The following is a 12,530-nucleotide window of genomic DNA, read 5'->3' as shown; positions in this document are numbered from 1 at the left end:
CTGTCGCTCCATTACCACATTTCGGAAGGGTGTCGCATACTGTGCGCCCGTTGCGCCGAACGTGTCAACGAACTCGTGGGAAGGTTCCGGGATGTGCACCACGCCGTTGCGACGGCAGTTGGCGGGCGCCTCCGCGCGCCCGACGGCCCTCGACGCGCTCGACGAGGCGACCCGGATGTTCCAGGCGGGGCAACGAATCGACATGCGGGCGCTGGCCGGGACGTTGAAGGTCGACCGGGCCACGCTCTACCGCTGGGTCGGCTCCCGCGAGCAGCTGCTCGCCGAAGTGCTGTGGTCGATGCTCGACAAGACCATCGCCAAGCTGCGCGACGCGGCGGGCGAAGGTCCCGTCGCCGCCGGGATCGTCACGGGCGCGGCCACCGCGACCATGGCGAACACCGGGATGCGGGCGTTCCTGGAACGCGAGGGCGACCTGGCGCTGCGGTTGCTCACCACCAAGGCAAGCGCTTTCCAGCAACGGCTGGTCGCCCGGATCGCCGAGGTCGTCGACCACGACCGCCAGGCCGGACACCTGCACAGCACGGTGCCCGACGCCGACCTGCCCTACGTGCTCGTGCGGATCATGGAGTCCTACGTCTACCTCAGCCTGATCACCGGCGACGAACCCGACGCGACCCGCGCGTCGAGCGTCATCCACGCGCTCCTGCCCGGTCGCTGACGTCGGCCGGAGGGGATGGGCGTGCGACTTCGCCCTCGGTGGCACCCGGCCGCACCGTGGGACACGCTCGCGTGACGCCGGCGGTCGCGTCGACGTGACCGGTCAGCCCAAACGGCGGAGGACGGCCGCTGCGAAGTCCTTCCCGACGGCGAGCGTGTCCGGTTCGGGCGGGTCCGCGCTGGAGACGATCAAGATGCGGAATGACCGACCGGGGCTGGTCGTGACCAGGATCGTGTACGAGGTGGTGCCGCTGCGCGAGAACTCGCCGATCACCGCCCGACGTCCCTCGATCTCGCCGGCGGGAAGGTGCTGGACGTCCTGGTCCTGGGTCTTGTCGGCCGTCGGATAGGCCGTGAACCGCACCACCCCGCCGCGCGCGGACCACTGGCACGACTTGCCGCTCGGGTCCGGTACTTCCGCACCTTCGGTGAACACGCTCAGCCGAACGACGTCCTCGTGGGTCAGTGCCTGACAGGGATCCTCGGCCAGGCTGGACAACGCAAGCACGACCGGGGCGGCCGAGGATGTGGGCGACGGCGGAGAGTTGGACGTTCTCGACGGTGGCATCACCGGACTCGCGGGTTGGTCGGGCGTGCCGCAGGCGGCAATACCCATCAGCACGACAGCCGATATCAGGCGCAGCACGCGGCGAACCGTACTCGCGGCCTTCGGGAGGGGTCCCGAATCGGGCAAGCGAGTGGGCGCGACGGGGCGATCGGCGCGACGCGGGTGGCCGAGGTCGAAGGTCCTGGCGCGATGATCGCGGTCCTGGCCTGGGCGACGGTGCTCACCGACTGGGGCGCGGGCGACGTTCCGACCGCACCGGCTGCTGGCGGCGCACAACCCGTTGCACGCCTTCGACCCGAACACCGAAGGCCTGCCGGACTGGCGCGCCCGTACGTCGAGGGTGATTTCGTGAACTCGTTGGCACCGGGCAGGTTCGAGATGTCGACCACCCGGCCGAGCACCGGCTCGCGTTCCGGGGAGCGCGGTGACGGTCGGGTGGTCGACGGCTACGAGACCAGCGCCGCGGCGACCGAGGGCAGCAGCGCCGCGAGGTCGTCGTCGCCCAGCGATCCTGCCTCGACACCCGCCGCGACGGCCTGGTTGACGCGGCCCAGAACCGCTTCGTTGAGCGGCGCCGAGCCCCCGTGCAGCCGGGCGAGCAGCACGATCTCGCCGTTGAGGTAGTCGGACTCGACGGTCCCGCCCCTGGCCACGCTCTGCCACGTCGAACTGCCCGGCCGCTCCTTGCCGGGGATCGGCTTCACCGCGAACCCGGCCAGGTCGACGGTGCTCTCCGCCTGGAAGTCCGCGACCGGCTGCCCGATCAGCTCGAAGACCGCCTTGGCCTCGGCGCGCAGAGCCTCGGCGGCGGCATCGCGCAACGGACTGGAGGCGTACACGGCGGTGAGCGCGTTGGGCAGGATGGTCAGCAGTTTCCCCGCCTTCCACCGCGCGATGTCCGACACCACCTGCACCGCGAGATCGGCGGCGGTGAAATCGGCGGCCAGCCGCTCCAACGCCGGATGCGTGCCCGAGGGGTAGGCCCCGATCCAGAAAACGGCCGCGATCGGACTGGTCGGGGAAACGACCTCCCCCGGTTCGAGGTGGCTGGCGGCCGACCACGTCACCGCCCCGAACACGGTCGCGAACCGGCGCAGCGCGGACCGCTCGCTGTCCAACCCGTTCTGCAGCAGCACGATCGGCAGCACCGACGCCGCGACGACGTCCCGCCCGACGACCGGCCGCCACGCCCACGCCGCCAGCACCCCCTCGACGTCCTGCGCCTTCGTCGCGACGACCAGCACGTCGTCACCGGTCAGCTCCAACTCGTCCGGACCGCCTACCACCGGGACGGGCACGGTGGTCGTGCCGGTCGGGTGGACGTAGCGCAGCCCGCCCGCGCGCAACGCGGCCAGGTGGGCGCCCCGCGCCACCAGGACGGCGGACGTGCCCGCCAGGTGCAGTTGGGCGGCCACGGTCGCGCCGACCGCGCCACCGCCGATCACCACGTACCGGGTCATCGCAGCGGCTCGTCCCGGATGATCTCCGCACCGCCGCGGAGGCGTTCCAGGAACAGCAGGACGGTCGCCGCCGCGCTGCGGTGGGTCTGGTTGTTGAGCGCGTCGTGCCCGGTCCCGGCGAGGCCGACCAGCCGTGCGGCGTCGACCTTCGCGTACCAGTCCCGGACGGCGTCCAGCGGGCTGACCACGTCGTCCGCGCCGTGCAGGCCGAGCACCGGGACGCCGATGGCGGCGGGGTCGGCGAGGCCGAACCAGTCCGACGGCGGGGCGGACCGGAGCGCGCCGCGGCGCACGGCCCCGTCGTCGGTCAGCCGGTCGCGGTGGGTCGGGCAGTTCGTGCGCGCGTCCAACTCGCCCTCCCAGTCCGCGGGCGGCGCGGTCGGGCCGGTGACCGGCAGGCCGGACAGGACCAGGGCGTCGGCGGTGACGACCCCGGTCGCCACCAGGCCGGCGGCGAACAGCGCGCCGGTGTCGCTGCCCGCGAGCACGTGCGGGCCGGGAAGGTTGTCGTCCGACCACAGCGCGCGCACCTGCTCCGTGACGCCGTCGGCGTCGAGCGTCGGGTCACCGACCACCCGCACCCGGTAGGCGTCCGCGCCCAGCCGTGTCCCCAGCCGTTCGTACACACCGGGGTGTTCACCCCGGCCGGGGATGAAGACGACCGTCCCGCGCGGGTTCAGCCCCTCGGGGTTGTCCCACACCGCGACCTTGTCCACTGCCACCGCGTTCTCCCTTGTCGTGGATGTGATCACCGGTCGGTGATCGCCTTTCCCGGATTGAGCACGCCCGCCGGGTCGAAGACCGCCTTGATCCGCTGCTGGAGGTCCAGGCTCGTCCCGCCAAGCTCGGCGGTCAGCCAGTCGCGTTTGAGCACGCCGACGCCGTGTTCGCCGGTCAGCGTGCCGCCGAGGTCCAGCGCCAGGGCGAACAGGGCGTCGACCGCGCCGCCCACCGGTGGCCCGTCGTCCTCCACCAGCACGATCGGGTGCAGGTTGCCGTCACCGGCGTGGGCGAAGGTGAAGATCCGCACGCCGGTGTCGCGCACGATCCGCTCGATCCCGGCGACGGCGTCCGCGAGCCGGGTGGTCGGCACCACGACGTCCTCGATGAGCACCCGCCCCAGCCGCTCGATCGACGGCAGCGCCTGCCTCCTGGTGGCCAGCAGCCGGTCCGCAGCGGCGGCGTCGCCGGAGGTCTCCACGACGGTCGCGGTCGCCTTCAGCACCTCCACCACGGCGGCCATCTCGTCCTCGGCGCCGTAGCCGTCGGTCTGGACCAGCAGGAACGCCCGGCCGCGGGTGCCGAGGTCGCCGCCCTGCGCGTCGTCGATCGCGGTCAGCGTCGCGTGGTCGAGGAACTCGAGGGTGGACGGCCGCAACCCGGTGCGGCGCAAGCTGGTCACGGCCTCGACGGCGGTCCGGGCGTCCGGGAAGTACGCGGTGGCCGTGGCGGTGGCGAGGGGGATCGGCAGCAGCTTCACCGTGGCGCCGACGACCACGCCGAGCGTGCCCTCCGATCCCACGACCAGGCTGGTGAGGTCGTAGCCGGTGACGCCCTTGAGGGTGGTGCGCCCGGTGCGCAGCAGCCGCCCGTCGCCGGTCACGACGTCGAGGGCCAGCACCGAGTCGCGGGTCACCCCGTACTTCACGCAGCGCAGCCCGCCCGCGTTGGTGGCGATGTTGCCGCCGATGGTCGAGAACGCCGCGCTCGCCGGGTCCGGCGCGTAGCGCAGCCCGTGCTCGGCCGCGGCCCTGTCCAGGTCGGCGGTGATGACGCCGGGTTCGACAACGGCGATCGCGTCGTCGGGGCGGATCTCCACGATCCGGTTGAGCCGCGACAGGTCCAGGACGATCGTCCCCGAGCCCGCCAGCGCTCCGCCGGACACGCCGGACCCCGCGCCGCGCGGGACGACCGGGACGCCGTGGGCGGCGGCGTAGGACACGGTGCGCACGACGTCGTCGGTGCCGGTCGCGTAGACCACCGCCAGCGGCAGGCCGTCCGGGATCGCCCCCGACCGGTCGACGCCCGCACGAGCCAGGTCCGCGGGGTCGGTCGACCAGGAGGGCAGGCCCGCGAGCAGGCCGTCGAGGTCGGTCATGCCGGCGCCTGACCGGTGGCGACCGGGCGGTCGGGGTGGTTGGCCCACTGCGACCACGAACCGGGGTACAGGGCGGGCTCGAACCCGGCGAGGGTGAGCGCCACGACGGTGTGCGCGGCCGTGACGCCGGACCCGCAGTATGCGGCCACCGGCCGGTCGTCGCGGACCCCCAGCGCGGTGAACCGCTCGCGCAGCCGGTCGGCGGGCAGGAACGTCCCGTCCGCGGCGAGGTTGTCGGACGTGGGCGCGCTGATCGCGCCGGGGATGTGCCCGGCACGGGGGTCGACCGGTTCGGTCTCGCCGCGGTAGCGCTCGCCCGCCCGCGCGTCGAGCAGCACGCCGCCGTCGGGGAACCGCGCGGCGCCGTCGATGTCCAGGACGGGGGACCGGCGCGGCCGCAGCGTCACCGAGCCCCTCGCCGGGTGCTCGGGACCGGTCGCGAGCGGGTACCCGGCCGCGGTCCACGCCGGCAGCGCCCCGTCCAGCAGGCGCACGTCGGCGAACCCGGCGTCGCGCAGCAGCCACCACGCCCGCGCGGCGGCCAGGTTGCCGCCGCCGTCGTGGACCACCACCGCGTCGCCGTCGTCCAGGCCCCAGCCGCGGGCGGACTCCTGGAGGTCCCCGAGGTCGGGCAGCGGGTGGCGCCCGTCCCGCAGGGCTCCGTGGCCCGCCAGTTCCGAGTCGAGGTCGACGTACACCGCGCCGGGCACGTGGCCCGCTTCGAAGGCGGGCCGCCCGTCGGGCACCGCGAGGGTCCAGCGGACGTCGAGGACGCGGGCGGTGGGCGTGGCGTGGAGTTCCGCGGCGGAGATGAGGATCGGCACGACGCGAACCTAGGCCGGACAACGGATCGGCGTCCAAGCGAGATCGCTGATGGATGCCGATCGCGCTTGGTGATGCGTCGTCATCCGGCGAGCCGCGACGCCGGTGCCGCGTCGAAGAAGCCCTCCAACGCGTCCAGCGCCGTGGCCACCAGGTCGGTGTCCAGGTCCCTGCGGGTGGCCAGGTGCACGCCGATCACGCCCAGCTCCGGCAGGTCGTGGCGTTGCACCAGCCCGTGCGGCGTCACCCCGGTCGAGGGCAGGACGGCCACGCCGAGCCCGGCGCGCGCCGCCGCGATCACCCCTTCGAGGCTGGTCGACTCCGCCGCCACCTCCACCTGGTGCCCCGCCTCGGCGAGCCGCCGCAGGGCGAGCTGCCGCATCCCGCAGGGTTCCCGGTAGGCGACCAGCGCCAACGCCCGGTCGTGCTGGGGGACCGGTCGCGCCGGGGCGGAGTACCAGTGCAGCGGCAGTTCGCCGACCAGCCGCCCGTGGGTGTCGCCCGCGAACCCCAGCAGCACGGCCAGGTCGATGGTGCCCTTGAGCACCGCCTCGGTCATCTGGGTGGACCGGTCGATGTGGAACTGCACCCCGCGGCCGGGGTACGCGTCGCGCAACGTGGTCAGCAGCCGCGGCAGCACCTGCTCGGCGGCGGTCTCGGTGGACCCGATCACCACCGGCGGCAGGGTCGTCGCGTCCAGCCGCCGCACCGCCTCGTCGTGCGCCGCGATGATCCGCCGCGCCTCGACCAGCAGCCGCTCGCCCGACGCGGTGAACCGCGTCCGCCGCCCGTCCTTCTCCACCAGCGGCTGCCGCAGCCGCTTCTCCAGCAGCCGAACGTGCTGGCTCACCGCGGGCTGGCTCAGGTGCAGCGCCGTGGCCGCCCTGCCGAAGCCGCCGTGGTCCGCGATGGCGACGAAGGTCCGGAGCTGCCCGAGGTCCAAGGAGTCGTTCGCCATGCCACCTGCCCACGTCGTCCCGGTCATCCGGTCCACCGGCTCCGCTGCCGACCGCACCGAAGCTACGGCCGGTCCCGTGACCGGTCAACGGTGATCGCATCGTGGGACGCGGCCGGACGACGTGTGGCAGGATGTGCGGCCACCGCATCAGTCCACTGTGGACTGGCGGTCAGTACCGGAAAGGACGGATCCCGGTCAGCGACCACGCGCGGACCACCCGGCCGCCGCGCACCGCCAGCAGGTCGACCCCGCCGGTCCCCGCGGTCCGCAGGAGCGCGACGCGCCCCCGTTCCGGGTCGACGACGATCGACCGGTGGAGCGTGCCGACCGGTTCGCCCGCGTCACCGGTGGCGCCGGTCCCGTCGAACAGGGTGAAGTCGTCCGCGACGACCCCGTCCCGCCGCTCCGTCCAGCGCCTGCCCAGTTCCGCCAGCACCGCCGGGTCCGCCGCCTCGGGCTCCGGGTCGTCCTGGTCGTCGCGCTGCTCCCCGACGAACGTCCAGTTCTCCTGGACCCGTTCACCCTCCAGGACGTTGACGTCCACCCCGGTCCGCACCCGGCCGTCGGGCGTGCGCACGTCCCACAGGTACGCGAACCGGTCACCGCCGTCCACGAGCACCCGCGGCGTGAACACGGTGACGTGCTCCTCCCGGTACGCCGTCACGAACCGCTCCTGCTCGTGCGGCCCGACCACCGAGTCCAGTCCGGGCGTGTTGCCCGACCACTGCGCGCACGTGCCGGTCATCAGGTCGTGGGCCAGCGCGGGGTCCTCGCTCCACATCCGGCACCACACGGTCATCAGTTCCTCGTTGTCCATGACCACAGCCTGCCGACCACTCGCGACACCGTCCTGTCGGTGTTCCAGGTCACGACGTCAGCGGATCCGCGTCCAACCGCTCCAGTTCCGCCACCCATTCCCGCTCCCTCGGCTCGACCCGCTCGACCGACATCTCCGCCGACACGATCCGGTCGAACTGGAACCCCCGCACCGCCACCCGCAACCGGCACCACCCCACCAGGTACCAGCCGTGCGGCCCCCACAACAACCCCAACGGCTCCACGTCCCGCGCCGTCTCCACGCCCGCCCGGTCCGCGTACCGCAGCCGCACCACCCGCCCGGCCACCATCGCCTCCCCGATGACCTCACCGGCGGCGCCCCCACCCCCTTGCTGCCCGCCAACCCGCCACACCCGCCCCGCCAACGCCTCCTCGCGCCGCCGCACCCCGTCCGGCAACACCGCCGACACCTTCTGCCCGGCCCGCCGCGCCGCCGCCGCGAACGGCGCGGCCGTGGTCCGCAGCGCCACGCTCACCGCCAACGCCTCGACATCCGTCAACGTCACCGGCGGCAACGTCCGCTCCCGGTCGAGGCTGTACCCACCGGCCCGCCCGACATCGGACCGGATCGGCACCCCCGTCTGCCGCAACGCCTCCAGATCGCGCTCGACCGTGCGCACGCTGACCTCGAACCGCCGCGCCAACCAGGACGCGCTGCGCGGCCTCGGCGACACGGCGCGGAGTTCCTCGACCAGGGCGTACAGACGATCGGTGCGATTCACGCGTCCAGGGTAGGGACCACCGCCACCGCACGTGCCGGACCGTCCATTCCGGACCCGGCCTCGGCTACCCGCTCAGCCGCTCGTGCAGGAACTCCCGCAGCCCCTCCACATCCGCGTCCTCGGCCACGTCCACCGCGAACCCGCCCGGCACCAGCGCCCCGTGCTCCGGCCCGTTCGACGTGTCCACGGCCAGCAGGTGCCGCCGGGTGGTCAGGATGCCCGGCCGGACGGCCTCCGCGACCGCCACGGCGTCGTGCACCAGGATCCCGTCGATCCCGTTCGCCGCCAGGTAGAACTCCCGGTACCGCGGCGTGAGCCCCGCCAGCGTGGTCCCGACCAGACCCGTCAACGACTCCAACCACCCCCCGTCCACCGCGCACCGCCGGGTCAGGTCGATCGGCACCAGGACCGGCCCCTCCGCCAGCACGCGGTGAGCCGCCTCCGCGTCGCTCCAGATGTTGAACTCCGCGGCGGGCGTCACGTTCCCGCCCGCGATCCCCCCGCCCATGACCACCAGCCTCCCGATCCGCCCCGCGTGCGTCTCCAGCAACCGCGCGATGTTCGTCAACGGCCCGATGGCGGCGATGGTCACCGGCACCGGACTGCTGTCGACGGTGTCCCGCAGGAACTCCACCGCGTCGCGCGGATCGATCCGGTCGTTGACGGGCAACGCGAGCGCCATCCCCGACAGCCCGTCGTCCCCGTGCACGTGCCGCGCGTCCCGCTGCCGGACCCCGATGGCCCGATCAGCCCCCCTCGCCACCGGGGCGTCGCTGCCCAGCAGGGCGAGCAGGCGCTGGGCGTTGCGGGTCGTGTGCTCGATCGACACGTTGCCGAACACGGTCGTGACGCCGAGCAGGTCCACCTCGGGACTGCGGGCCGCCAGCGCCAGCGCGAACGCGTCGTCCACGCCGGGGTCGGTGTCGATGATCAGCGGGATCGTCATGCCCCCAGTCTGCGGCACCGGACTTGCTACGTTGGGAGGGCACGAAGGGGGCGTGGTGATGCGGTTGCGGGTGCTGGGTGCCCTGGACCTCGTTGACGTCGACGGCACGCGGGTGACGCCCGCGGCGGGCAAGCAGCGGGTCCTGCTGGCCCTGTTGCTGCTGCACGCCGACGAGTGGGTGTCCGTCGACCGGCTCGTGGACGCGCTCTGGGGCGACGCCCCGCCCGTGTCGGCGGCCGGGAACCTCAAGACCTACGTGTGGAAGCTGCGCCGCCTGGTCGGCGACGACCGGATCGTCCACGACCGCAACGGCTACCGCGTCCGGGTGACGCGCGCCGAGCTGGACGTGTCCGTCTTCGAGGACCTGGTCGCCGAAGGACGCCGGGCGCGGCCGGAACGGGCCGTCGAGGTGCTGGGCGAAGCGCTGGAGCTGTGGCGCGGCGACCCGTTCGAGGAGCTGTCGGGCAGCGTCGTGGACGCCGTCCGGGCCCGGCTCGCCGAGCAGCGGCTCACCGCCCACGAGCACCTGGCCTCCGCCCTGGTCGCCCTGGGACGGCACGACGACGCGATCGCCGCCTTGCGTGAACTGGTCACCGAGCACCCGTTCCGCGAGCACCTGCGGGGCATCCTGATCTCCGCGCTGCACGAGGCGGGCCGCTCGGCGGAGGCGCTGGAGGTCTACGAGGAGGCCAGGGCGGTGCTCGACGCCGAACTGGGCCTGCTGCCGGGCGCCGAGCTGCGTCGCCTGCACGCCGCCGTGCTGAACCAGGACGCACCGGCCCGGACCGAGGCGCCGATCGCGCAACTGCCCGCCGCGCCGCGCGGCTTCGTCGGCCGCGACGAGGCCCAACGCGCGCTGGACGTCGAGCCGGACGAGGCGGGCGCGGTGCACGTCCTCACCGGCACCGCGGGCGTCGGCAAATCCGCGCTCGCACTGCACTGGGCGCACCGCAACCGGGCCCGCTTCCCCGACGGGCAGCTGTTCGTGAACCTGCGCGGGCACAGCGCCGGAGCGCCCCTGACCGCGCGGCAGGCGCTGGAGGAGCTGCTCCAGGCGCTCGACGTCGACCCGACCAGGCGGCCCGCGGGCGTGGACGGCGCGGCCGGGGCCTACCGGTCCGCGCTGGCCGACCGGCGGGTGCTGGTCCTGCTCGACGACGCCGTGGACGTGGGGCAGGTCCGCCCGCTGTTACCGGGCACGGCGGCCTGCACGGTGCTCGTCACCAGCCGCAACAGGCTCGACGGCCTGGTGGTCCACGAGGGCGCCCGGCAGCAGCGGCTCGGCGCGCTCGACGCCGAGGACGCCAGGGCCGTGCTGGACCGGGTCGTCGGCCGGACGCGCGTCGCCGCCGAGCCCGGAGCGGCCGCCGAGCTGGTCGCGCTGTGCGGCGGCCTGCCGCTCGCCCTGCGCATCGCCGCCGCGCACTTGGCGGCCCAGCCGGACCGGCCCATCGGCGACTACACCGCGGCCCTGCGCACCGGAGACCGGCTCGCGGCCCTGGAGCTGCACGGCGACCCGACAGCCGCGGTCGGCCCCGCCATCGACCTGTCCTACGCGGCGCGCACCCCGTCGGCACAGCGGGTGTTCCGGCTCATCGGGCTGGTTCCCGGACCCGACGTCACCGCGCGGGCCGTCGCCGCGCTCGCGGACGTGGACCTCGCCGCGGCCGAGCACGGGCTGCGGGACCTGGTCGCGGCGAACCTGCTCGACCAGCCCGCGCCCGGCCGCTACGCCCTGCACGAACTGCTCCGCCTGCACGCCGCCGCCCGTGCCGCCCAGGACGGGCACGAGCCGCTGGAGCGCCTGCTGACCTGGTACGCGGCCACGGCGGAGACCGCGGCGGACGCCCTGGACACCGGCCGGGTCCGGCTGCCCGGCGCCCTGGAGCGGCACACCCGCGCGCCCCTGTCCTTCGACGGCCCCGCGGCCGCCCTGGACTGGTTCACGGCGGAGGCGCCCGACCTCGCGGCGGTCGTGGACCTCGCCACGGCCACCGGTCGCCACCGGTTGGCCTGGCAGGTGGCGGAGGCGGCGAAGGGCTTCTTCCTGCGGGGCAACACCGCGCAGTGGGCGACCGTCGTCCGGTCCTGCCTGCGCGCCGCGGAGGCCGACGACCACCCGCACGCGCGGTTCGCGACGAACAACAGCGCCGGGCTGCTCGACCTGATCCGGGGCGAGTACACCTCGGCGATCGGGTACTTCCAGACGGCGCTGGAGTGGTCGGTCACCGCGCAGTGGCCGTTGGGCACGGCCACCGCGCTGTCCAACCTCGGCCTGCTGCACTTCTACACCGGTCCGCTGGCGCTGGCCTTCGACCACCTGCGCCGGGCCGAGGAGATCTCCGGCCGGGAGCAGGCCTGCCTGGTGCAGGAGGGTGTCGTCCTGATCAACCTGGGGACCACCGCGTTCAAGCTCGGCCGTCCCGCCGAGGCCGTCCGCCACCTCGCCAGGGCGCTGGCCGCGCAGGACGCGTCCGGCAACGACCGGACCCGCGGGGAGGCGCTGCTGGCGCTGGCCGAGGTCCACCTGCACGTGGGCGACCTCGGGAAGGCGGCCGACCTGCTCGACGTGCTGGCCTCGCACGTCAAGGTCGTCCCGGTGCACTACGAGACGGCGTGGTACCTGGACCTGCGCGCCCGCCTGGCGGCCCTGCTCGGCGACCTCGACCGCGCGTCGGTCCTGCTCACCGAGGCCGTGGAGGTGGCCAACGGGCACCACGGCATCGGCGTCGACACGCAGAACTCCCTCGGGGTGGTGCATTCCCTGCGGTCGCGGTTCGACGACGCCGAGGTGCTGCACCGGCGCGCGCTCACCGCCGCCGACCACTCGCGCTACTTGCAGGGCCGGATCGACGCGCTGCTCGGGCTGGTGGCGGTGCACCGCCACCGGGGCGACTTCGCCCGTGCCGCGCAGGACGCCACCGCGGCGCTCGACCTCGCCCTCCACACCGGCCACCGGCACCACCAGGCCCAGGCGCTGGCCGCCCTCGCCGCGGTCCACCTGGGCCTCGGCGACCACCGGGCGGGCGCCGAGCACGCCGAGCGCGCGCGGCACGTCCACATCGAGACCGGGCACCGCCTGGGCGAGGCCAGGGCGTTGCTGCTGCTCGCCGAAGCGGCCGCGCGGGACGGCGACCCGACCGGCGCGGACCGGCACGCGCTCAACGCCGACCACCTGCTGACCACGATCGGTGTCCCGCACGACACCCGGCTGTCCGCGCTGAGCTGATCGGAGGGCCGGGCCGCCCGCCCCCCGACGGGCGGCCCCGAGCACCCGGTGGGTACCCCCAGGATCCACCGCCGGTGCTCCCCGGCGTTCGTTCCAACCCCTCCGTGGAACGACGGCGCCAGTGTCCGACCGGCCGGTCCACCGGCGGTCCACCCGAGGTCCACCCGCGGATGGGCCGGTGTCCCCGGCGCCGCCCTGTTCCTACCGTCGAC

At 74.3% G+C, this 12,530-nt stretch carries 11 protein-coding genes; 2 read left to right on the top strand and 9 right to left on the bottom strand.

Going from position 1 to position 12,530, the window contains the following annotated elements; translation table 11 throughout:
• Nucleotides 1-91 precede the first annotated feature (91 nt).
• Nucleotides 92-679 carry a QsdR family transcriptional regulator gene (locus RM788_RS07010; protein ID WP_315930702.1) on the top strand — a complete coding sequence of 196 codons (588 nt, stop codon included), beginning with the start codon at nt 92-94 and terminating at the stop codon, nt 677-679.
• A 102-nt stretch (nt 680-781) separates the two neighbouring features.
• Here RM788_RS07010 and RM788_RS07005 read toward each other — a convergent pair whose 3' ends face one another.
• The 9 genes from RM788_RS07005 to RM788_RS06965 all read right to left on the bottom strand — a co-directional run bounded on the left by RM788_RS07005 (nt 782) and on the right by RM788_RS06965 (nt 9,089).
• Nucleotides 782-1,324, bottom strand: coding sequence for a DUF3558 family protein (locus RM788_RS07005; RefSeq protein WP_315930701.1), 543 nt, complete (start codon nt 1,322-1,324; stop codon nt 782-784).
• Between the two features lie 368 nt (nt 1,325-1,692).
• Nucleotides 1,693-2,706, bottom strand: coding sequence for a ketopantoate reductase family protein (locus RM788_RS07000; RefSeq protein WP_315930700.1), 1,014 nt, complete (start codon nt 2,704-2,706; stop codon nt 1,693-1,695).
• Nucleotides 2,703-3,428 carry an alpha/beta hydrolase gene (locus RM788_RS06995; RefSeq protein ID WP_315930699.1) on the bottom strand — a complete coding sequence of 242 codons (726 nt, stop codon included), beginning with the start codon at nt 3,426-3,428 and terminating at the stop codon, nt 2,703-2,705. Before RM788_RS06995 ends, RM788_RS07000 begins: the two co-directional genes overlap by 4 nt.
• Nucleotides 3,429-3,454: 26 nt before the next feature.
• The gene (locus tag RM788_RS06990) at nt 3,455-4,804 is read right to left on the bottom strand and encodes an FAD-binding oxidoreductase (protein WP_315930698.1); all 1,350 of its coding nucleotides are present in this window, start codon (nt 4,802-4,804) and stop codon (nt 3,455-3,457) included.
• Nucleotides 4,801-5,628, bottom strand: coding sequence for a sulfurtransferase (locus tag RM788_RS06985; RefSeq protein WP_315930697.1), 828 nt, complete (start codon nt 5,626-5,628; stop codon nt 4,801-4,803). The genes RM788_RS06990 and RM788_RS06985 overlap by 4 nt, the downstream gene beginning before the upstream one ends.
• A gap of 80 nt (nt 5,629-5,708) precedes the next feature.
• Nucleotides 5,709-6,584: a LysR family transcriptional regulator gene (locus tag RM788_RS06980; protein WP_315930696.1), complete on the bottom strand. Its 876-nt coding sequence runs from the start codon at nt 6,582-6,584 to the stop codon at nt 5,709-5,711.
• Nucleotides 6,585-6,753: 169 nt separating this feature from the next.
• Nucleotides 6,754-7,401 carry a hypothetical protein gene (locus tag RM788_RS06975; protein WP_315930695.1) on the bottom strand — a complete coding sequence of 216 codons (648 nt, stop codon included), beginning with the start codon at nt 7,399-7,401 and terminating at the stop codon, nt 6,754-6,756.
• Nucleotides 7,402-7,450: 49 nt separating this feature from the next.
• Nucleotides 7,451-8,143, bottom strand: a complete 693-nt coding sequence (locus tag RM788_RS06970; protein ID WP_315930694.1) for a helix-turn-helix transcriptional regulator — start codon at nt 8,141-8,143, stop codon at nt 7,451-7,453.
• Nucleotides 8,144-8,207: 64 nt separating this feature from the next.
• Nucleotides 8,208-9,089 carry a nucleoside hydrolase gene (locus RM788_RS06965; RefSeq protein WP_315930693.1) on the bottom strand — a complete coding sequence of 294 codons (882 nt, stop codon included), beginning with the start codon at nt 9,087-9,089 and terminating at the stop codon, nt 8,208-8,210.
• Nucleotides 9,090-9,147: 58 nt separating this feature from the next.
• Between RM788_RS06965 and RM788_RS06960 the strand changes: the two genes are divergently transcribed.
• Nucleotides 9,148-12,318: an AfsR/SARP family transcriptional regulator gene (locus tag RM788_RS06960; RefSeq protein WP_315934991.1), complete on the top strand. Its 3,171-nt coding sequence runs from the start codon at nt 9,148-9,150 to the stop codon at nt 12,316-12,318.
• Nucleotides 12,319-12,530 lie beyond the last annotated feature (212 nt).

The sequence above is a fragment of the Umezawaea sp. Da 62-37 genome (assembly GCF_032460545.1).
In the GTDB taxonomy this organism is placed as follows: domain Bacteria; phylum Actinomycetota; class Actinomycetes; order Mycobacteriales; family Pseudonocardiaceae; genus Umezawaea.
Note: the sequence above shows the minus strand (reverse complement) of the source record. Positions and strands in the feature narration are given on the sequence as shown.